The sequence below is a fragment of the Paenibacillus sp. J22P15 genome, assembly GCF_056269345.1.
In genome coordinates, this window is record NZ_JBWDNT010000002.1 from 229,317 (window position 1) to 250,326 (window position 21,010).

18 protein-coding genes are annotated in these 21,010 nt (G+C 46.1%); 13 read left to right on the forward strand and 5 right to left on the reverse strand.

The annotated features are described in order from the left end of the window. Positions 1–80 precede the first annotated feature (80 nt). The 3 genes from glgP (at position 81) to AC0YN6_RS05950 (ending at position 4,969) form a co-directional block, all read left to right on the forward strand. Positions 81–2,258 (forward strand): alpha-glucan family phosphorylase, encoded by a 2,178-nt coding sequence (gene glgP / locus AC0YN6_RS05940; protein ID WP_475745723.1) that lies wholly within the window; start codon positions 81–83, stop codon positions 2,256–2,258. 425 nt (positions 2,259–2,683) lie between these two features. After that, the gene (abc-f, locus tag AC0YN6_RS05945; RefSeq protein WP_475745724.1) at positions 2,684–4,171 is read left to right on the forward strand and encodes a ribosomal protection-like ABC-F family protein; all 1,488 of its coding nucleotides are present in this window, start codon (positions 2,684–2,686) and stop codon (positions 4,169–4,171) included. A gap of 81 nt (positions 4,172–4,252) precedes the next feature. Continuing rightward, the gene (locus AC0YN6_RS05950) at positions 4,253–4,969 is read left to right on the forward strand and encodes a hypothetical protein (RefSeq protein ID WP_475745725.1); all 717 of its coding nucleotides are present in this window, start codon (positions 4,253–4,255) and stop codon (positions 4,967–4,969) included. A gap of 136 nt (positions 4,970–5,105) precedes the next feature. On the opposite strand, the gene AC0YN6_RS05955 is transcribed toward AC0YN6_RS05950, so the two are convergent. Further along, a complete protein-coding gene (locus AC0YN6_RS05955; protein WP_475745726.1) occupies positions 5,106–5,951 on the reverse strand; it encodes a bifunctional 5,10-methylenetetrahydrofolate dehydrogenase/5,10-methenyltetrahydrofolate cyclohydrolase in 846 nt (281 codons plus the stop codon). Positions 5,952–6,168: 217 nt separating this feature from the next. Here AC0YN6_RS05955 and AC0YN6_RS05960 point away from each other — a divergent pair, with 217 nt between their 5' ends. The 4 genes from AC0YN6_RS05960 (at position 6,169) to AC0YN6_RS05975 (ending at position 11,040) form a co-directional block, all read left to right on the forward strand. Further along, complete coding sequence (locus AC0YN6_RS05960) at positions 6,169–7,896, forward strand: ABC transporter ATP-binding protein (protein WP_475745727.1); 1,728 nt, start codon at positions 6,169–6,171, stop codon at positions 7,894–7,896. Positions 7,897–7,899: 3 nt separating this feature from the next. Further along, positions 7,900–9,639: an ABC transporter ATP-binding protein gene (locus AC0YN6_RS05965; RefSeq protein WP_475745728.1), complete on the forward strand. Its 1,740-nt coding sequence runs from the start codon at positions 7,900–7,902 to the stop codon at positions 9,637–9,639. A gap of 73 nt (positions 9,640–9,712) precedes the next feature. Then, on the forward strand, positions 9,713–9,991 hold the full coding sequence (locus AC0YN6_RS05970; RefSeq protein WP_475745729.1) for a hypothetical protein: 279 nt from the start codon (positions 9,713–9,715) through the stop codon (positions 9,989–9,991). A 176-nt stretch (positions 9,992–10,167) separates the two neighbouring features. Next, positions 10,168–11,040: a YitT family protein gene (locus AC0YN6_RS05975; RefSeq protein WP_475745730.1), complete on the forward strand. Its 873-nt coding sequence runs from the start codon at positions 10,168–10,170 to the stop codon at positions 11,038–11,040. A 69-nt stretch (positions 11,041–11,109) separates the two neighbouring features. On the opposite strand, the gene AC0YN6_RS05980 is transcribed toward AC0YN6_RS05975, so the two are convergent. Together AC0YN6_RS05980 and AC0YN6_RS05985 are read right to left on the reverse strand one after the other, a co-directional pair. Next, entirely contained in the window at positions 11,110–12,312 is a 1,203-nt protein-coding gene (locus AC0YN6_RS05980; RefSeq protein ID WP_475745731.1) for an SLC45 family MFS transporter, read from the reverse strand. Further along, positions 12,309–13,055, reverse strand: a complete 747-nt coding sequence (locus AC0YN6_RS05985; protein WP_475746276.1) for a glycerophosphodiester phosphodiesterase — start codon at positions 13,053–13,055, stop codon at positions 12,309–12,311. The genes AC0YN6_RS05980 and AC0YN6_RS05985 overlap by 4 nt, the downstream gene beginning before the upstream one ends. A 293-nt stretch (positions 13,056–13,348) precedes the next feature. Between AC0YN6_RS05985 and AC0YN6_RS05990 the strand changes: the two genes are divergently transcribed. The 5 genes from AC0YN6_RS05990 to AC0YN6_RS06010 all read left to right on the forward strand — a co-directional run bounded on the left by AC0YN6_RS05990 (position 13,349) and on the right by AC0YN6_RS06010 (position 18,267). Next, positions 13,349–13,636 (forward strand): metal-sensitive transcriptional regulator, encoded by a 288-nt coding sequence (locus AC0YN6_RS05990; protein ID WP_475746277.1) that lies wholly within the window; start codon positions 13,349–13,351, stop codon positions 13,634–13,636. A 20-nt stretch (positions 13,637–13,656) separates the two neighbouring features. Beyond that, entirely contained in the window at positions 13,657–13,857 is a 201-nt protein-coding gene (locus AC0YN6_RS05995) for a copper ion binding protein (RefSeq protein WP_475745732.1), read from the forward strand. Positions 13,858–15,340: 1,483 nt separating this feature from the next. Beyond that, positions 15,341–16,093, forward strand: a complete 753-nt coding sequence (locus tag AC0YN6_RS06000; protein WP_475745733.1) for an SDR family NAD(P)-dependent oxidoreductase — start codon at positions 15,341–15,343, stop codon at positions 16,091–16,093. 130 nt (positions 16,094–16,223) lie between these two features. Then, positions 16,224–16,961, forward strand: a complete 738-nt coding sequence (locus AC0YN6_RS06005) for a GTP cyclohydrolase II (RefSeq protein ID WP_475745734.1) — start codon at positions 16,224–16,226, stop codon at positions 16,959–16,961. A gap of 436 nt (positions 16,962–17,397) precedes the next feature. Continuing rightward, on the forward strand, positions 17,398–18,267 hold the full coding sequence (locus AC0YN6_RS06010) for a DUF421 domain-containing protein (RefSeq protein WP_475745735.1): 870 nt from the start codon (positions 17,398–17,400) through the stop codon (positions 18,265–18,267). A 1-nt stretch (position 18,268) separates the two neighbouring features. Here the strand turns inward: AC0YN6_RS06010 and AC0YN6_RS06015 are convergent, their stop codons facing one another. Both AC0YN6_RS06015 and AC0YN6_RS06020 read right to left on the reverse strand, forming a co-directional pair. Beyond that, positions 18,269–18,601, reverse strand: coding sequence for a winged helix-turn-helix transcriptional regulator (locus tag AC0YN6_RS06015; RefSeq protein WP_475745736.1), 333 nt, complete (start codon positions 18,599–18,601; stop codon positions 18,269–18,271). 261 nt (positions 18,602–18,862) lie between these two features. Beyond that, complete coding sequence (locus AC0YN6_RS06020) at positions 18,863–19,591, reverse strand: YhcN/YlaJ family sporulation lipoprotein (protein ID WP_475745737.1); 729 nt, start codon at positions 19,589–19,591, stop codon at positions 18,863–18,865. A 366-nt stretch (positions 19,592–19,957) separates the two neighbouring features. Between AC0YN6_RS06020 and coxB the strand changes: the two genes are divergently transcribed. Then, entirely contained in the window at positions 19,958–21,010 is a 1,053-nt protein-coding gene (coxB, locus tag AC0YN6_RS06025; RefSeq protein ID WP_475745738.1) for a cytochrome c oxidase subunit II, read from the forward strand.

The window sequence follows — 21,010 nt, forward strand, 5'->3', positions numbered from 1 at the left end:
CGTAAAACGGCATATAGTATATAGGCATCAAGTCAGGCGCTTACAAGGCGAAGCGCAATTTTTCGCGAAAATGAGGTGGGATGATGTCAAACAGCGGTGTAGTGTATTTCTCGGCAGAGTTCGGACTTGACGAATCTTTACCGATTTACTCGGGTGGCCTTGGCATATTGGCAGGCGACCATATCAAGGCGGCAGCAGACATGAATGTTCCGCTTACGGGCGTAGGCATATTTTATGGTAAGGGTTATTTCCAGCAGCACATCAACGAGGGCGGCTCGCAGCAGCATCTGTATACCGATATCGACCCAGAGGCGAGCTCCTACAAGGTTCGTCTCGTGCGGGATGCCAAAGGGCAGCCTCTCGTCGTCGACGTGATGGTGGGCGGCAGGCAGGTGTATGCGAAAGCGTGGTCCGTGCAGGTGGGCTCGGTCACGCTGTACCTGCTCAATACAGACGTTGAATCGAATAGCGACGAGGACCGCCGCTTGACCGACACACTCTATCCGAGTGATCAAGACGTCCGCATAAGTCAGGAGATGATCCTCGGCATCGGCGGTGCGAAACTGCTTGCAACGCTGGGCATCCGGCCGGACGTCTGGCATATGAACGAAGGGCACCCAGCGTTCCTGACGCTAGAGCGCATCCGCATGCTGTCCGCCGAAGGAGTGCTGTTCGAGACCGCACTCGAAGCGGTCAAGGCGAGCACCGTATTCACGACGCACACACCGGTTCCAGCCGGGCATGACGTCTTCTCCATCGACATGATAGACCGTTATCTCGGCGATTATTACTGGCAGCTTGGGACGGACAGGGAGCGGGTGCTGTCGCTCGGCCGAGTGGGCGACTCGTTCAACATGACACGGCTTGCCGTCAGCACGTCGTCGAAGGTGAACGGGGTGAGCAAGCTGCACGGCGAGGTGAGCAAGGACTTGTTCCACCAGTGGATGCCGCATATTCCGAGACAGGACATTCCAGTCGATTCGGTCACCAACGGCATCCATATCGGGACATGGCTGTCCACCGGCATGAAGGAGCTGTTCGACCGGCACCTCACGTCCGACTGGGCCGTCCGCACTGCGGAACCGGACGTATGGTCTGCTGTTCGGGATATTCCACCCATAGAGCTGTGGGAGGAGCATCAGCGGGCGAAATCGGAGATGGTCCGGGAGTTGGGCCTGCCGCTTGCCTCGTCCGGTGGAGGACCGTTGATTGTTGGCTTCGCCAGGCGGTTTGCGACGTATAAGCGGTCACTTCTCATCTTCCGCGACCTAGAGAGGCTCGCGCACATTCTGGGTGATCCGCAGCGCCCCGTGTGCCTAGTTTTCGCAGGAAAGGCGCATCCCGCGGACGGACCGGGGCAGGAATTGATCCGCAGAATAGTGGAGCTATCCCGGGAGGAAAGGTTTAAGGGCCACGTTTACATCGTGGAGAACTATGCGATGGATAAGGCGAAGAAGCTGGTCCAAGGCGTCGACGTTTGGCTCAACACGCCCGTGAAGCCGATGGAAGCGAGCGGTACAAGTGGACAAAAGGCGGCCATGAACGGCGTAATCAACTGCAGCGTACTGGACGGCTGGTGGGTGGAAGGCTACAACGGGCGAAACGGCTGGGCCATCGAAGGCGAGACGGAAGGCGACCTTGAGTACCAGGCGCAGCAGGACAGCGAAGCGCTTTACCGCTTACTCGAGGAAGAGATTATTCCGCTGTTCTACAAGCGGGGTGATCGCGCGGTCCCGACGGAATGGGTTAACCTAATGAAAGAGTCGATCTGCTCAATCGCGCCCGTCTTCAACACCCACAGAATGGTAAGCGATTATTGGCACAAGTTGTATGTTCCCACGACCTTACGGGGGAAGCGGTTTGCCGCTGACAACTTCGAGGTCGCATCGAGGGTTGCCGCCTACAAGCAATTCATCCGTGACAACTGGTCCGGCGTCTGCGTCCGGAAAGCGGACATTCTGGCCGACCATAGCAGCAGGATTGGGTTGAACAAGACGGCCTTCCGTGCCGAAATTCAACTCGGCGCCATCTGTCACAAGGACGTCCGCGTGGAAGCGGTCGGCTCCGACGGCCATCGTGGCATCTGGAAGGCGAAGCTGGAGCCAGTACAGCAGCAGGCCAAGGGACTGTACGTCTATGAGGGGGCTTCTCCCGACATCGCAATCAACATCTGGAAGGCTAATGTGAACGTGCGGGTCACGCCGATCAGTCCAGATTTCACGACCGATTTCGAGATGGAGCTGGCCGCTTGGGGATAACGGAAGAACGGCATATAAGACGGCGGAGCTTTGAAGGGCTCGGCCGTCTTGCATTCCCGAAGAATGGGGAGTTTTATAAGGTAATGAATAGGCGACCTGTACAGCTAGCTCTAACAGGAATCGAGACGGCGCAGGTTGTAGTTAAATTACGATTGTGATAAACTGTATGTAATTTTGATGATGGGAGTTGAACGAATACATGTAGAACTTTCTTGCTGTGAGATCGCGAAAAGAACGGACTCAGCTATCGGCTGTAGTTGGTTTATTTCGTCTCTGCAAGAAAGGTCTGCATTTCGTTTGCGCTCCCTATCCGGACAGTCATCCGGCCCCTTGGAATGGGGCTGTATTTCCTCGTATGGATTAGAGCCGCAAGAAAGCACCTTTCTTGCGGTTCTTTTTATTTTCCATACGAAAGGATGATCGCCATGCCCGCGATACAAGTATCCAATCTTACTTTTGCCTATCCAGGCAGTTATGACCATATATTCGAAAATGTTCATTTTCAAATCGATACAGACTGGAAGCTGGGGTTTACAGGGCGAAACGGTCGGGGAAAAACGACGTTTTTTAACCTGCTGCTGGGGAAATACGAATACAGTGGCACGATCTCCGCACCGGTCGCCTTTGATTATTTTCCGTTTCCCGTCGAACATCCGGAATATTTGACCGTCGACGCCATCGAAGAGATTGTGCCAGGCTATGAGCGCTGGAAGTTGATGCGCGAACTGAATCTGCTTAAGGTTTCGGAGGACGTGTTGTACCGGCCATTTGAATCGCTGTCCCAAGGCGAGCAAACGAAGGTATTGCTAGCCGTGCTGTTCATCCAGGACAATCGATTTCTGCTCATCGACGAGCCGACCAATCATCTCGACTTTCATGCACGCAAGCTTGTAGGCGATTATCTGAATACGAAACGAGGTTTTATTCTTGTTTCACACGATCGGGCATTTCTCGACCGCTGCGTCGATCATATTCTATCGATCAACAAAACTAATATCGAAATCCAAAAAGGCAGCTTCTCCAGCTGGTGGACGAACAAAGCTCGCCAGGACAATTTCGAATTAGCACAAAACGAAAAGCTGTACAAAGACATACAGCGTTTATCGACTTCCGTCAAACGTACGAGCGGCTGGTCTCACGAGATTGAAAAATCGAAAAATGGCACACGAAACTCCGGCTCCAAGCTGGACAAAGGATACGTCGGTCACAAAGCAGCAAAAATGATGAAACGCGCGAAATCCATCGAGCAGCGGCAAAGCGCCGCTGTAGAGGAGAAATCGAAACTGCTTCGAAATATCGAACAGTCAGAAAGCCTTGCGATCTCTCAGCTCGCGTATTCGAAATCAGAACTGGCTGTGCTGGATCACGTCACGATGTACTACGGGGAAAGACCGGTGTGCAAAAACGTTTCTTTGACGATCGAACAAGGGGATCGGATCGCAATTTCAGGTCCAAACGGTTCGGGCAAGTCTAGCTTGCTCCGCCTGTTGAGCGGTGAGGCGCTTCACTATACAGGCACGTTTCGGCGGGAGCCGCAGCTTCGCGTTTCCTATGTATCCCAAAGCACTTCTCATCTGCGAGGATCGCTTTCCGATTATGCAGCAGAGCACGGAATCGACGAAAGCTTATTTAAGGCCTTGTTGCGTAAGCTTGATTTCGCCCGTATCCAGTTTGAGAAGGATATGTCGGCGTTTAGCGGCGGGCAGAAGAAGAAGGTACTGATCGCGAGAAGCCTATGTGAAGAGGCGCATCTGCATATATGGGACGAACCGCTCAACTTTGTCGACGTGATTTCCCGGATGCAGATTGAAGAGCTGCTGCTTGAGTACGCGCCGACCATTGTGTTCGTGGAGCATGATCGGGAATTTCACGACCGTGTCGCTACGAAAACGATTGAACTCGGTGAAGGTTAGATTTATAAAAGGTTTAACAATAGCAGAACGAGGCTGCCGTTACATGTTGGCAGCTTAAAAAGGGCGGTAAACCGATAACTCATGAGAATCTTTTATGTAATATTGGTGATTATTATTTTAGTATTGATATTTATATATTTTCAAAAACGATTTAATATTAACAAAAATTTAGTTAGTAATCAGAATTCAACCAATGTAGGTCCAAAGGCAATGAAATTCGATTCGAATCCTGATTTGCCAGTTGAATTTGGTTATAAGTGTCAATGGTTTGCGGTTAAGACTAACGATACCCAAGCTGTTTTAGATGCAATAAAGCTGGAAAATATTCAAATCTCTAATTGGAGAACCGGAATAGAAGGAGCTTATGAAGGATACTATTTCATATCACCTCCAATTAATGGTTGGACATTAGTGATTAATTCGATTATGCCAGATTTAAGTGGAACAGAATCACTAAATCCATTAACTGTAATATCTGATCTGAGTTTGAGTTTCGGAGAAGCTTATTACTTCGGAACACATCGAGTTGTTGAGTACCATGCTTGGGCAAAATCTGTTAATGGCAAGCTAGTACGTGCTTATGGATATTTAGGAGAGACCGGAGAAACCATTTTTAATCAAGGTGAAATTAGTAAAGAAGAACTTGAAAATAATCTTATTTTTACGGAAATAGATGTTGATGAACCAAATTTAGCTGACGAAGAAGATGTTATATATATTGCAAAAAAATGGACTGTGGACCCTCAGATGGGAACTAACAATTTTCAGAAGGGGACAGGGTTTATTGGAATAAAATAAACGGATCATTCTTTTAGGCTAACGAAAAACGAGTGTTTAATGACCACGCAACATGGCTGCCGAGAGAACAGGCAGCCTCATAACTTCATAATGGTTATTTGAACTACAAGTAAACACCAGTAGGGTGGAGCCCTCCTTAAAGGAGGGCAAATCTCTCTGCCGAATCAACCGTATGCTTCAGAAGCGTAGCGATGGTGACCGGCCCTACGCCTGCAGGCACAGGGGTAATAGCGCTTGCTTTGGCAAGACAAGCCTCGTAATCAACATCTCCCACGTTTCCTTCATTGTAGCCGGCGTCTAACACGACAGCACCAGCGCGAATCCATTCTCCTTGAATAAAGTTCGGCTTGCCGACTGCTGCAACGACGATATCTGCAAGTCGAAGCATTTCTGATAAATTTTTCGTTCTGGAGTGACAGGTGGTGACTGTTGCATTGCGGTTCAGCAGCATTTGAGAAACAGGCTTGCCTAGTATTGGGCTTCTTCCAACTACGACCGCATGCTTGCCTTCAATTGGAATGTGATAGTAATCGAGAATCGCCATAATTGCAGCGGGTGTACAAGAAGGATAATTAGCGTAACCAAAGGCATTTTGGGCAAAACCGAGCGACGTTACACCATCGACATCCTTACGGATGCTTATCGCTTCAAATGCCGCACGTTCATCTATCTGATGCGGTACGGGGTGCTGCAAGAGGATGCCGTGAATAAGCGGGTCCTCATTAAGCTGAGTAATGACATCAATCAAGTCTTCCGTTGATATGTTTTTGTTCAAATGGATACGCTTGGAATGAATACCGAGCCGCTTGCATGCGTTGCCCTTCATTCGAACATAAGTTTCAGAAGCGGGATCATCCCCTACCAGTATCGTCGCTAAGCAAGGAACAATTCCTCGTTGGCTAAGTCTTTCAACTCTTCCTTTCAACTGCTCTTTCATAGAATCCGCGACAATTGTTCCGTTCAGTATTAGTTGTTCCGTCATCTTCTACCCAGCCCCTTCGAATCGTTATCGAAAAACATAAAAAGGCAAGGGGTATGTCCCCTTACCTTTGCCCAGGCGTACGGCTGATATTCTGCGCGCTTCCTCATGGGTGTGAAAAAGGGTGATGGATGCTATAATTGCTCTATCAAGAGGGAGCGAGCTGCGCTGCCTCTATATTTGCTATTGTACAAAATTGTTAGAGAATTGAGGTGTAACTTTGTTAAAGCTTACTAGATTTTTGAAAAAATATTGGCTGTCCGCTTTGCTGGCACCGCTGTTTATGCTGCTTGAGGTTTTCATGGATTTGTTGCAACCACGTTTTATGGCTTGCATTGTGAATGATGGCATTATTGCGGGTGATTTAGGGGCAATTGCGAGTACCGCTCCTAAAATGCTGCTGGCTGCGTTCATCGGTCTGATTGCAGGTGTAGGCTGCACCGTTTTCTCAACGATCGCCTCACAGAACTTTGGAGCAGATCTAAGGCAGGAGCTGTTTCAGAAGATACAATCCTTGTCACTGCGCTCACTAGACCGTTACGGTTCTGGATCAATCGTGACGAGGCTGACGGGTGATGTGACACAAATTCAGAGCTTAGTGCTGCTGCTGCTCCGCGTATTCGCGCGCAGTTCATTTATCATTATCGGGAGCTTAGTAATGGCTTTTGTAATAAGCCCTCGCTTATCAATTATTTTGCTGGCTATGATTCCGTTATTGGCCTTATTTCTCGTCATTACAACTCGGATTACCGTTCCTCTGTTTGCGATGATGCAGCAGCGGCTTGATCAAGTGAACACCGTCATGCAAGAAAATTTGTCTGGGATTCGTGTTGTGAAAGCATTCGTTCGGTCCGACTATGAGGAAGAACGTTTTAACGAAACGAACTCTAATTTACTGCAAGCAAGTCTCAAAGCGGCTAAGATTGCTGCACTAAATACGCCGCTTGTGTCGATCATTCTTAATTTCAGTATAGTAGCTGCTTTGTGGTATGGAGGAATGCTCTCAGAGCATGGAGCATTGTCCGTGGGCAGCCTTGCGGCATTTTTGACTTATATTACACAGCTGTTATTCTCTACACTAGGACTAGGTAATCAATTGATAGCGATTTCCCGTGCAAAAGCTTCTGCTGATCGTATTAATGAAATATTGGAGGTTCCTGCTGATAAGTGGACTGCTGTTCGTAAGCTGAATGAGCAGTCTAACAAAATTACGGATGGTAGAATTGCATTCGAGCATGTGCGCTTCAGCTATGAAGGCGATGTAGAGAAGGCCGTGCTTCACGACATTGATTTGGTTGTGGAGCCAGGGGAGACGATCGGGATCGTCGGTGTGAATGGCTCGGGCAAATCGACGCTGGCCAGTCTTATACCTAGATTCTATGAAGTGACTGAGGGAATGCTCCGCATAGATTCTCATCCCATTAACGAGATTGCTGCTGAGGAGCTGCACAGCCAAATCGGTATGGTGCTACAACAGGCGCATTTGTTCAGTGGGACCGTTCGAGATAATATCAGCTACGGTAAACCGGATGCAAGTCAGGATGAAGTTGAAGCGGCGGCCAAGGCGGCCGAAGCGCATGCTTTTATAATGAAGCTCGAAAATGGTTATGATACCGTGCTTGGACAGCGTGGCGTCAATTTGTCAGGAGGTCAAAAGCAGCGTTTAGCTATTGCTCGGACACTATTGCTGAAACCGAAAATCGTCATTCTCGATGACTGCACAAGTGCGGTCGATTTGAGAACAGACTTGCTTATACGGAAATCGCTTCAAACGATTATGAAGAACAGTACTTGTCTTATCATTGGGCAGCGAATTGCATCCGTACAGCAGGCGAATCGGATTATTGTGCTTGAGGACGGTCAAATAACGGCGATAGGCACGCATCGTGAACTGCTTGAACAAAGCAAACTTTACCAGCAAATGGCCTTTTCCCAGCAAGGAGCATAATAGATGAATCATACACTAACGACATTAAAAAGAATCGGCACTTATTTGCTCCATGGGCGGGCTAGGCTCGTAACGGTCATGCTATTAACAGTCGCTGCAGCGGGGCTTACGCTTGCAGGTCCATATTTCCTAGGCAAAGCGCTGGATGATTATATTATTGCTAAGCAATATGACGGTCTGCTTCAAATTTGCTTGCTGATGCTTGGAATTTACGCGGCAGGCAGCATAGTGGCATGGCTTCAAGCAATATTTTTGGCTGAGGTGTCGCAGAGGACAGTATGGAGCCTTCGTAAGGAGCTTTTCAATCATTTGCAAAAGCTGCCCATACCGTTCTTCGCAAGCAAAAATCACGGTGAGCTCATGAGCCGTACGACGAATGACATCGATAATGTGACCAATACGCTCAATCAAAGCCTGATTCAAATCATATCGAGCTTCATTATGCTCATAGGCTCCTTCACGATGATGCTATTCCTAAACGTTTGGCTAACCTTGGTTGCGCTGATTGTCATCCCGATTATCGTATTCGTTACGAAACGAATAGCAAAGATTACGCAGCGCCAGTTCAAAGGTCAGCAGCAGGAGCTTGGCGGACTTAACGGATTTATTGAGGAGACGGTATCCGGACAAAAGGTTGTCGCCCTCTTTCATCAAGAGGAGAGAATGGCGGAGCATTTCAGCGCTGCAAATGCGAAGCTAAAGAAGGTCGGAACAAAAGCACAGATTTATTCAGGTACGATGGGCCCATTCATGAATATGTTTGGTCACATTAGTTATTTGATCATTGCGGGTGTCGGCGGCTGGCTTGCGGTTCATGACCATGCGACGGTCGGTGTCATTATAAGCTTTCTCGGCTATTCGAAGCAGTTTTCGGGTCCGTTGAATGAGGTTGCCAACCAGTATAATATGATTCAGTCTGGGGTGGCAGGTGCGGAGCGGGTATTCGAGATGATTGATATTCCATCAGAGTTTGAAGCGGCAGATGCGGTGAAAGAGGTAGACTCAGTTGCAGGCAAGGTGGAGTTCCGCGATGTGCGATTTGAATATAAGGATGGAACGGCAGCGCTGAACAACATCAGCTTCATAGCAAAGCCAGGCGAGACGATCGCACTCGTTGGGCCAACAGGTGCAGGCAAGACGACGATTATTAATCTAATCGGACGGTTCTATGAGATTAAAGACGGTCAGATATTGATTGATGACGAGGACATTCGTGAGATGGATAAAAACAGCCTGCGAAGACAGCTTGGCATCGTACTGCAGGATGCTCATTTGTTCTCCGGTACGATTCGCGAGAATATTCGATATGGTAAGCTTGATGCAACGGATGAAGAGGTAGAGGCAGCAGCTGTTCAAGCGAACGCAAGCAGCTTCATTGCGAAGCTTCCGCAAGGATATGAGACAGAGCTGACGGTGGAGGGCGGCAACATCAGTCACGGACAACGTCAGCTCATCACGATTGCGCGTGCGATTCTTGGAGACCCTGCTCTGCTTATATTGGACGAAGCAACGAGCAGTGTGGATACGATTGCCGAACTTCAGATACAAGAAGCGATGAAGAAACTGCTCAGTGGCAGGACGAGTTTCGTTATCGCCCACCGCCTCAGTACGATTCGAAATGCGGATACCATTCTATTTATCAAAGACGGTGAAATCGCAGAGCGCGGAACTCATGAAGAGCTCCTCAATCGCAAAGGACTGTATGAGCAGCTGCATGGAAGTCAGTTTTTACAACAAGCATAGATCAACTCTCTCATAAAGCCGATATGAATGTGGTACAATGAGGACGAGCGATACAATTAGGAGATGACAAACGATGACTGAGGAATTGAACGAGCAAGAGCTTGTGAAGTATATAGCAAGCGAAACAAACGCGGATGAGAAGCTGATTAAGCTGGTATTAAAGCATGAGCATGCCTTCATCAACAGCGCAAAGGAAGATAAGAACGGCGAGGTAGATATTGACGGCGATGAGCTGGTTGATTACGTATTGAGCCGCCCTGATGTGAAATCGAACGAGTTGATCGTGGAATCGATTTTGGATGCTGAAATGGATTACTTGATGGACAAAGGCCTTGCAGGATACGTAGATTAAATGGAAAAAGACTCATGTCAGCTGGAATGCGGCAGGAGTCTTTTTTTTTGTTAACATGTATGCAAATGATAAGCAAAAGCTGCTCTTTTTCGTTTGTCGAGAAGTAGTTTTTTGAAAAAGAGCCTCTTTTATGATAAAATTAATGGATAGTCTAGGAACAAACGGAGGTTGAACTGTTGGCAAAGGCGAAGGCGCACAAGGGTTTATCATCTTTAGAAATTTTCAAACGGTTTATATTTATAACGATAGGCTCGATCTTAATGGGTGTTGCCTTAGAGCTATTTCTTGTTCCTAATAATGTTATCGATGGAGGCATTGCAGGTATATCGATTATGTTATCGAGTTTAACACCGCTTCCGCTCGGCGTTTATTTGTTCGTAGTGAACGTACCTTTTCTCATCCTCGGCTATAAGCAAATTGGGAAAACGTTCGCGATCTCGACCCTTTATGGCATTATCGTCATGTCAATTACGACATCAATGCTTCATCATGTTGAAGCATTCACCGATGAGAAGCTGTTAGCCGTACTGTTCGGCGGTCTCATTCTGGGAGCAGGTGTTGGTCTTGCTATTCGGTTCGGTGGCTCGCTTGATGGCGTAGAAATTGTATCGATTCTTATTTCGAAGAAGATGCGTATGCCGGTCGGACAAATTATTATGATTTTTAACGTTATCATCTTTATAGTTGCAGGCTTCGTGTTTGAATGGGATTCAGCCATGTACTCGATGTTTACATATTATATTGCGATTAAAATCATAGATATCGTAGTGGAAGGTCTCGATGAATCGAAATCAGTAACGATTATTTCATCGGAATTTGAAGAGGTGTCGCAAGCGATCATCGATCGTCTCGGTCGTACGACGACCTTGATTCAAGCGCGCGGCGGCTACTCCAAGGAAGATACGCAAATGATCTATTGTGTCGTATCTCGTCTAGAGCTCGCGAAGCTCAAGGCAATTGTACAATCCATCGATGAGAATGCGTTTATTGCCATCGAGCATGTATCTGACGTCATGGGCGGCGGGTTCAGCAAAGGCAGTATTCACTAATGATATAAACCCCAAAAAAAATCCGGCAACGACGTCAGTAGACGCAGAGCCGGATTTTTTTGTATGGATTCATAGGTTAGATGTAACCGTGGATTCGGATGCGCTTCTAGCAAGCCCTTTATCCTTCACGCTGAGAAGGAACAAGAGGGCGATAATCATGCCTCCAGATGAAGAGTAGAAAAGCACGGAGTAACCAAATAGATCAATCAAACCTCCCATAAGCGGAGGTGAAGCTATAGCCGCGAGTGAAGAAACTAAATAATAGATACCGGTACGGGTGCCTATGCTTTGTTCTCCTCCGAGCGCGATGATGAAAGGGTAGGAGTTGATGTTGATCATCGCCCAGAATATGCCGCCAATAATAAGTAAAGTACGTAGAGGCAGCAGAGCGTCGACGAATGAGATTGCAGCAAAAATAATAATAAGTCCTAGCACGCCTAGAGAGATAACAAGCTTCTTGCCAAAGCGGTTGCCGAGCAGTCCGCTTGGAATAGCGGCAACTACGAAAGCTAGTGAGAAGAAGGCAAGTGAGAAAGACGATTGACCATCGGTCAAATGTAAATGTTTTGTGCCATAAAGGGTGAAGAAGGCTTCAACGCCTTGATAGGACAGAAACCAGAAGAAAATTGCTCCGAGCAGGAAGATCGTGGGACGATTCCATTGTCCCTTAAACGAGACTGCTTTCTTCTCTTCAGCAGGGACATAGGCGATGGCATCCCTTTTTTCCTTTATGGAATACAAGAGAATAACTAGACAGATTAGTGTCAAAATAGAGGCAGACAGAAACGGGAGCGAGGCATGCTTCTCGTATAGAATAGCGCCCCCAGCGAAGGCAATTATCGAGCCAACGCCACCCATGAAATTGATAATTCCGTTTGCCTGCGTTCGCTTGCTGTCTTGTGTAATATCTGGCATTAGTGCAACGGTGGGTGAGCGGTATAAGCTCATCGATAGATTCATAAGTACCATAAACAATACGAGCATAAGCAAGGTGGTATGCCATGGGATCAGTGCGCCGAATACGGCTGCGAGCGGCATGCCGATGAGCAGATAGGGCATTCTTTTTCCCAGCTTGGTGTTCGTACGGTCGCTGCGGCTTCCAATCCATGGCTGCAAAAACAAAGCAAAGTAATTATCGATCGTCATCATGAACCCAATTAACGCAGTACTCGTCAAAAATTTATCTAAAAAAAGCGGGACGAATGCATTGTAAAGTGCCCATGTAATGCTGATGCTAAAAAAACCAAACCCGAGCAGCCATGTTTTTTTCATTCCGTTTGCGCTCCTCTCCGTTTTAGCACTTCTGCCAGCCGATCGGGGTAATCGGTAATGATGCCGGCAACACCGGCACGGATTAGCTGCTCCATCTCTTCCACCTCATTAACGGTAAATGGATTGTAAACGATGCCATGAGCGTCTGCAGCGGCAGTCCATTCAGGCAATACGGCATATTTGATGGGATGGAGTGCATCTGCTTGAAGCGTCAGAGCATAATCCCATGGACGATAAAGACCTTCCATGTACAATACACCAGTACGAATTTCGGGCGCAAGCTGCTTGCAAAGCACAAGCGAATAGTGGTTGAAGCTGGATAAGATGATCCGATCGGTCATTCGGTAAGCCCGAACCATATCGATAACCTTTTGCTCCAGACCAGGGTATTGGACGATGCCGTTTTTGAGTTCAATATTTAGAATAGTATCGTTATGACGCAGAAGCTCAAGAAGTTGTTCTAAAGATGGAACTCTTTCGGAATGGAAGGCGGGGTCGAACCAGCTTCCGGCGTCGAGCGTGATAAGCTCCTCGTACGTCATATCTTTTACAAGGCTGCGGCTTCCGGTTGTTCGTGCTAGGGATTCATCATGGATGACAACGATTTGACCGTCCTTAGTGAGTTGAACATCGATTTCAATTCCAGTAGCTCCTAGCTCTAGCGCTTTCTTAAATGCGGCGAGCGTATTTTCAGGACAATAGGCGCTTGCTCCGCGATGTGCGAAATTAACGATGTTTTCGATAACGAATCATCCTTTCTAGGCAAGAAGGTCTTTAAGCAACTATACAGAAGTAATATTAGTACAGTGTTAAACGAAGCGTTCATAAATGTGAAGGAAGGTCGGTTACGAGGATCGTAGCATATTGTCTTCTACAATAAAAGTGTCAAGATTGGAATAAAAAAAGAATATTTACATACCCCTTAGGGGTATGATATACTGAGTTCACGAAATGATACCCCCTGGAGGTATGAATGATGAGCAACGATCCAATAAATGATGGGAATCATGGGCATTCACACGATGATTGTTGTGATATGAATGGGCAGCGTAAGAGTCATCACTCTGCGCAGACAAAGGACAATTTAACGAAGCGCTTGAATCGCATCGAAGGTCAAATAAGAGGCGTAAAAGCGATGATTGAGAAGGATACGTATTGTGATGACGTGCTAAATCAAATCGCGGCAGCGCAATCCGCTTTGAACAGCGTCGGTAAGCTGCTCCTTGAAGGGCATATGAGAAGCTGCGTTATTGAACGTATTCAAGCGGGTGAGAGTGAAGTTATCGATGAGTTGCTGGTTACAGTAAATAAATTAATGAAATAGACGGAGAGGGGATTTTAATAATGGCAAATGTAGTATTGAAGGTTGAAGGTATGACATGTGGGCATTGTGTCAGTTCAGTTGAGAAGGCAGTCGCTGAAGCTGGAGCAGTAGGTAAAGTTGATTTGGCGAACAAGAACGTTACGGTCGATTTTGACGAGGCGAAAGTAACTCTTGAAGCTGTCAAAGCCGCTATCGAAGATCAAGGCTACGACATCGTATAATTAGTTGTATCCGTTTGAAAAATAAAAACGAGATAACGAAAAGGGGTCTGCCCTAAAAGTAGTACTAGCTACTTTTAGGGCAGACCCCTTTTTCTATGGTAAATTGATCATCAGTTATTTCCTGAATTAAATATTTATATTAAATGCGCTTCATATACTCTTGTCGATTTTAGCAACCCGCTTGCCAAGCGCATCAAACACTTCATCGAATTTATTGCCCATATCGTTAGCCTTATGACTTCATTATTTTTTTCGCTAGTGCAGATCATAATATTATCAAGTGTTATGCCTGCCGCACACGTCGTATTTGCTCTGTAAGCACGTATGTGCTCTTACAGACTACTAATCATGGTTACTTTGGCGCTGTAAGAGCACTGGTGTGCTTACAGCCATTCTTTCGCGTGACGCACACGTCGTATTCGCTTTGTAAGCACGTATATGCTCTTACAGACCACTAACTATGGTTACTTTGAGGGCTGTAAGAGCACTGGTTTGCTTACGGCCTTTCTTTCGCCTGCCGCATACGTCGTATTTGCTCTGTAAGCACGTATGTGCTCTTACAGACCACTAACTATAGTTACTTTGGCGCTGTAAGAGCACCGATGTGCTTACAGCCATTCTTTCGCGTGACGCACACGATGTATTCACTCTGTAAGCACGTATATGCTCTTACAGACCACTAACTATGGTTACTTTGGCGCTGTAAGAGCACTGGTGTGCGTACAGTCATTCTTTCGCGTGACGCACACGTCGTATTCACTCTGTAAGCACGTATATGCTCTTACAGACCACAAACTATGGTTACTTTGGCGCTGTAAGAGCACTGGTGTGCTTACAGCCATTCTTTCGCGTGACGCACACGTCGTATTTGCTCTGTAAGCACGTATGTGCTCTTACAGACTACTAATCATGGTTACTTTGGCGCTGTAAGAGCACCGATGTGCTTACAGCCATTCTTTCGCGTGACGCACACGTCGTATTCACTCTGTAAGCACGTATATGCTCTTACAGACCACTAACTATAGTTACTTTGGCGCTGTAAGAGCACCGATGTGCTTACAGCCATTCTTTCGCGTGCCGCACACGTCGTATTCACTCTGTAAGCACGTATATGCTCTTACAGACCACTAACTATAGTTACTTTGGCGCTGTAAGAGCCGATGTGCTTACAGCCATTCTTTCGAGTGACGCACACGTCGTATTCGCTTTGTAAGCACGTATATGCTCTTACAGACCACTAACTATGGTTACTTTGGTGCTGTAAGAGCACTGGTGTGCTTACAGCCATTCTTTCGCGTGATAGAAACAAGATGTCTTCATTCTGTTCATAGACGGTGATACGCGCCTCGGGGTATAGTTTATTTGGGAGAATCGCAGCAGTTCCTTCATCTGTGCAGCCTATAACAGCAATGTTTATCGTATTTGCAATTATTTTGTATTAGACTCTTACGTAAAGTATGAAATAGCTGAGGAGGAATTTAATATGAAATTAACCTATGATGATAAAATCGTACTTATAACGGGAGCCGGAGCCGGTATTGGTCGAGCGATTGCGCTTGCCTGTGCGGAGCAAGGCGCAATTCCTGTTTTGGCAGATAAAAGTGAAGAGGGACTAGAAGAAACCGGCATGCTGCTGCAAGAGGCTGGTTATGATTCGTTATCCTTAACTGTTGATATGAGCAAGCCTGAGGAAATTACGAAGATGCTGCAGGATCTGCAAACGATTGTGGGGAAATTGGATATCGTGATCAACAATGCAGGCTTTGGCATTTGGAAGTCGCCTTATGAGCTATCGATTGATGAATGGGATAGCGTTGTGAATACAAATTTGCGTGGGACTTTCGTCTGCTCGCGCGAAGCAGCGAAGCTCATGCGGGTGAATGGCGGAGGTGCGATTGTAAACATTTCATCGACTAGAGCGACGATGTCCGAGCCGAATTCAGAGGCATATGCGGCATCCAAAGGCGGGATTCTCTCGCTCACACATGCGATGGCTGTGTCACTTGGTCCTGATCGGATTACTGTTAATGCGATCTGTCCGGGTTGGATTGAGACGGGCGACTACAGTAAGCTGCGCCCAGAGGATCATGCACAGCATCCGTCGCAGCGTGTAGGCAAACCGGAAGATGTTGCAGGGGCATGTCTTTACTTGACCAACCCTCAAAATGACTTTTTGACCGGAACTCACATTACTCTAGATGGCGGTATGACGAGGAAGATGATTTATGAGGAATAGTTGCGCTAGTTCTACAAGTCATGATTTACTGATCTCAGAGCAAGAGAAGAGTTAATTCAAGCATAGCAATTATCCATACCGAACATAATAGTCCAAACGACGACTATGAACAGGTCAGGAGTATTGCCATATGTTTAATGAAGCAGTATCGATTGTGGATCATAAAATAAAAGTCATTGAGAGCGAAAAAGGGACTATATATTTGGTTGGACCTATTCAATTGCCCGTCAAGTTGGATGAGGGAGAGGTTGTCTTCCACTGGTATTGCTGGCTGCTCTGTAAAGAGAAGCTGGACGATGTGGAGCAAATCATTAAGAAGCTGTCAGCGATTAATTTAGCCGAAATGCAGCAATCAAGCGTGCTTGTCTATGGTGACTTTGAGCAGGCTGATGAGGCGTGGATTCGGATGCACAGCATTTGTCATACTGGAGATATTTTTGGGAGCAAACGTTGTGATTGCGGTTATCAACTGCATGAATCGATGCGTATGATTGTGGAGAAGGGAACTGGCGCCTTATTTTATCTCGCGAATCATGAAGGAAGAGGGATCGGTCTGTTCAGTAAAGCGATGGCTTATTTATTGCAAGAGCAAGGTTATGATACGGTAGAGGCAAATGAGGAGCTTGGATTTGTTGATGATGCCCGCAATTATGGCGATGCAATTCGCGTACTGCAAGCACTTCGTGAGAAACCAGTCTCACTCATTACTAATAATCCGAAGAAGCTAGATGCACTGCAAGCGGCGGGGCTTGATGTGAAGGACCGTATTCCGCTTTGGGGAGATCGATCAGAACATAATGAACGGTATCTTGCTACCAAAATAAACCGTTCGGGCCATTTTGCAGCAGGCGCGTGTCCTAACGAATAAGTAGTGAAAATTGGATAGGGCTGTCCGATTAGCACATAAATGTGCTAATCAGACAGCCCTTATTTGTATCATATATTTAACCGGACCTCTTCCTATAGAAAGGCCGTATGGAATCCCCTTGTTAACAGCAAACAGCATGTGTACTAAGTTGTCCTAAACTTGCATCCTAAAACAACGAAAGCCCTACCTCTCTTCCGTCCTCGCGGCTCCGATGACCGCGCCAGTGTGAATCAGAAATACATCACGTAACAGGTTTGGAATTAACAGCAAAGAAATCAAAATCTGAGGAAATCATTGAATCTTACTGGGGATTATATGGGGTTAAATATTATACATTTCTATTATCATACTACATGTACGGACAAAATGCAACCATGAAATGTAAGGAATGACTTTTCCAGTTCTGGATACTCTAGAAATGGAAGGGGGAAGTTAAATGCCAAGTTGGTTTGAAATTGTTCTGCGGACATTAGCGGCAATCATTATTTTATTTGCCCTTACGAAAGTACTGGGCAAACGCCAAATATCACAGCTGTCCTTGTTCGAGTACATAACAGGTATATCCATCGGTAATATTGCTGCATATATCTCGCTTGATCTCGACAATTTATGGTTTCTAGGGCTAGTATCATTAGGAGTATGGGTTAGTGTTTCGGTAGCTATGGAGTTTTTAACTATGAAAAGTAAAAAGGCACGTGACTTTATTGATGGAAAAGGAACAGTATTGATTAAGGATGGGCAGATGCTGAAAAAAGGGTTGTATAAGGAACGATTGACTTTAGATGAAATGCTAGAACAATTACGAAAAAAAGACGTGTACCGTGTAGCAGACGTGGAGTTTGCTGTCATGGAATCAAGCGGTGAAGTTAATGTTATGCTGAAGAAGGCCTATCAGCCCATAACGGCGGATTTACTTGGTTGGAAGGTTCCAAATGAACGAGAAGCAATGACCGTTTTGATGGACGGGGATATTCAGGATGAGGTGCTTGCAAGCATTGGACATGACCGGCAATGGCTGCGGCATGAACTGGACAAGAGAAATTTGAAAGAGTCAGAAGTGTTTATTGCTCAAATAGACGGCAATGGTGAACTGCTTATCGATACTGGGGAAGAGAGTAAACAACCACAAAACAGTCAATCGAAGCCCAGAGAACGCGTTACGATGTTAATCGAGCAATTTGAGGCTGAGCTGCTTCGCCTTGAACGTTTGTCTCGAAATGAAAGCGATCGACGAGTTTATCAGACAGCGATCGATCGCTTTCAAGCTAGTACAAAGTCGCTGCCCGATGATTTGCTGAAGCATTAGCCTATGTCCATCTAGCCGACCAGAGCTTCATTTCTTTTAAAATATGATGTAAGTCCTCGCCTTTTGGTGTCAGCGTATATTCGACCGTAACAGGTACGGTTGGAATAACCTTGCGTTCAAGCACGCCCTTGTCCTCGAGATGACGGAGCGTGCTTGTTAATGCACGCGGGCTGACAGCAGGAATAAGCTTCTGTATTTCTCCGAATCTTTTGGTACCACAAAACAACTCCCTCAGTACTAAAAAGGCCCATTTTCCCCCGATTACGTCCAAGGTTTTCTCGATATTACAATCGATGTGTATAGGTTCCTTCGGAATGTAATTATGTGCACTCATAGGCTATACCCCTCTCTGTTGGCTGCTATGACCAAGTATAGTATGTATAATAAAGATAATAAAGTGAAAAAACATTCACTACTTTAATAATAAAACGATCAAGTGCTTACACCGGAATTAGTGAATGGAAGCTGAGTCGATTTTAGCTGAAATGAGCAGCTTCTCACCGATGCGTTCAATAGGAATAAATAAAATTAGCAAAAAAAAGACTCTTCAAGGGAAGAGTCTTTTTTTTGCTATATATAATAGAAGCGATTTTTTTTATTGATCCATTTGGGTCTCTGATGGGCTGTTGATGCCGGGTTGTGTAATTGGAGGGGGCATGTCCTTGCCGCCAGCAAAATGGTATTTTACAACTGTATTGAATTTGTCGATCCAAGGCATTAGAGAGCGTCCGCCCCAAGCCTCCTTGGCAAAATCATTAAAGTAGTTTACGAACTCCATATTTGCTGAAATGTGTACCTCTTGTACGGCTGGAGCAAGTTCCCGTACTTTAAGTGCTATGGTTTGCTTAAGTTCATCCGACAAATTGTTAATATCGTTGACTGAAAAATAGGAATTGTAAGGTGATACGAGCATGCGGCTGTTGCCGTAAGGACTTCCTGTGTCATGGTTATAAACGCCTTCATTCGTGCCTGTATTGTCTTGTTCCGTTTTACCGCCGTGATTGCGCGTGCCGACAGCAGTCCAGTCAAGCATTAAGCCAACATAAGCGTTCTTGTCTGTTAGCATGACGATTGCGGAAGCAACGCCATTAAGATCGGTTACTTTTCGAGAAATGACGGAGCTGTATTCAAAAAAGGAATTGTCATGCTGATGCGGATTGTTCGACGTCGGTCCATAAGCTTTGCCTCCGAGCATCTTAGGATCATTGGCCTGACGACTGCCATAATCGGTGTCGCTGCGCTCGGCATTCTGTTGGTAGCTGCAGCCGGCAACTGTTGTTACGATTACAATCGACAGGAGCAATGCGGCTATTCGTTTAACCATAAAGAGCGAACCCCCATTCATGCGATAATGGCTTTAGTTTTTGCCTAGGCTACTTAAATATACGTTTTCACAAGCATACATAATTGACCATGGGTTTGGTGCACAATGTAGGATAGAGAGAATGCCATGCAAAGGGGCTGTACAATATGTTCATCATACGAAAAAACGTAGTGCTGATGCGAATTTGACAGCTTTGAGAACAATTTGTGAACTCTCTGTGGAACATTGACAAATAGGGGCTTCAACTTTATATTTAATAAAGTGATTTAAGTACAGGAGTTGGAAAAACATCTGTGAAACACGCAGCCAGCCGCATGCCACGTGAAAATTAGGCAGCTGCGAAAACGTCAAAAGTGGGGTTGATTAATGATGAAACGGTGGCGATTTGTAAAACGGCTTGCGCCGCTAATGGCCATGATGGTACTGGTACTGGCGGGCTGTGGGCGGAGCGATTTGTCGACGCTGAATCCTCAGGGACCTGTAGCGGAAGAACAATTCGGCTTGATGAAGCTGGCAATTGGGATCATGTTAATCGTGATTATTGCCGTATTTGCAATTTCTTTGTTTGTAATTATTCGTTTCCGCAGACGTCCGGGAGACAAAACAATTCCTAAGCAAGTGGAAGGAAATCATAAGCTTGAGATCATTTGGACAGTTATTCCAATCATCATGCTTATCATTTTAGGGGTTCCAACTGTACAATCCGTATTTAACTTAGCAAAAGACTACAGTAAAGATCCAGAAGCGGTTCAGGTAATCGTTACTTCACACCAATATTGGTGGGAATTTGAATACCCGGATTATGGAATTAAAACAGCTCAAGAGCTAATTATTCCAAAAGGTAAGACGATTTCCATCACAGCGAAATCCGCAGACGTGCTTCACTCTTTCTGGATTCCATCGCTGGCAGGGAAAATCGATACGAACCCTGGTGCTAACGTAAATAAAATGTACTTCTCGGCTCCAAAAGAAGGCGTTTACCTAGGTAAATGTGCCGAGCTTTGCGGACCTTCACATGGTTTGATGGACTTTAAAGTTAAATCAGTGGACGAGTCTTCATTTGATCGCTGGGTAGCAGCGCTTAAAGAGCCGGTAGCTCTTCCAAGTGATCCAGCAATTGCTAAAGCTTTCGAAAGCAAATGTCTATCTTGCCACGCTGTGGGCGACCTTGGCGGACCAGCTTATCCTAACTTAACAGGTATGGGAAGCCGTGGAACTGTCGGAGGTATACTTGTCAACACCGATGACCCGCAATATTCCAACGAAGGTTCAGTATACGATAACTTACACCGTTGGATCAGTAACCCGGATGAAGTTAAACCGGGCAACCAAATGGGTAAAATCGAAGATTTGACTGAACAAGAAATTGAAGGTATTGCTAAATATTTATCTGAATTGAAACTTGACTACGAACAATAA

Excerpts from the sequence above, each read along its gene's own strand:
- glgP (WP_475745723.1), top strand. The coding sequence starts at position 81 with ATGATGTCAAACAGCGGTGTAGTGTATTTCTCGGCAGAGTTCGGACTT.
- abc-f (WP_475745724.1), top strand. The coding sequence starts at position 2,684 with ATGCCCGCGATACAAGTATCCAATCTTACTTTTGCCTATCCAGGCAGT.
- AC0YN6_RS05950 (WP_475745725.1), top strand. The coding sequence starts at position 4,253 with ATGAGAATCTTTTATGTAATATTGGTGATTATTATTTTAGTATTGATA.
- AC0YN6_RS05955 (WP_475745726.1), bottom strand. The coding sequence starts at position 5,951 with ATGACGGAACAACTAATACTGAACGGAACAATTGTCGCGGATTCTATG.
- AC0YN6_RS05965 (WP_475745728.1), top strand. The coding sequence starts at position 7,900 with ATGAATCATACACTAACGACATTAAAAAGAATCGGCACTTATTTGCTC.
- AC0YN6_RS05970 (WP_475745729.1), top strand. The coding sequence starts at position 9,713 with ATGACTGAGGAATTGAACGAGCAAGAGCTTGTGAAGTATATAGCAAGC.
- AC0YN6_RS05980 (WP_475745731.1), bottom strand. The coding sequence starts at position 12,312 with ATGAAAAAAACATGGCTGCTCGGGTTTGGTTTTTTTAGCATCAGCATT.
- AC0YN6_RS05990 (WP_475746277.1), top strand. The coding sequence starts at position 13,349 with ATGAATGGGCAGCGTAAGAGTCATCACTCTGCGCAGACAAAGGACAAT.
- AC0YN6_RS05995 (WP_475745732.1), top strand. The coding sequence starts at position 13,657 with ATGGCAAATGTAGTATTGAAGGTTGAAGGTATGACATGTGGGCATTGT.
- AC0YN6_RS06000 (WP_475745733.1), top strand. The coding sequence starts at position 15,341 with ATGAAATTAACCTATGATGATAAAATCGTACTTATAACGGGAGCCGGA.
- AC0YN6_RS06005 (WP_475745734.1), top strand. The coding sequence starts at position 16,224 with ATGTTTAATGAAGCAGTATCGATTGTGGATCATAAAATAAAAGTCATT.
- AC0YN6_RS06010 (WP_475745735.1), top strand. The coding sequence starts at position 17,398 with ATGCCAAGTTGGTTTGAAATTGTTCTGCGGACATTAGCGGCAATCATT.
- AC0YN6_RS06015 (WP_475745736.1), bottom strand. The coding sequence starts at position 18,601 with ATGAGTGCACATAATTACATTCCGAAGGAACCTATACACATCGATTGT.
- AC0YN6_RS06020 (WP_475745737.1), bottom strand. The coding sequence starts at position 19,591 with ATGGTTAAACGAATAGCCGCATTGCTCCTGTCGATTGTAATCGTAACA.
- coxB (WP_475745738.1), top strand. The coding sequence starts at position 19,958 with ATGATGAAACGGTGGCGATTTGTAAAACGGCTTGCGCCGCTAATGGCC.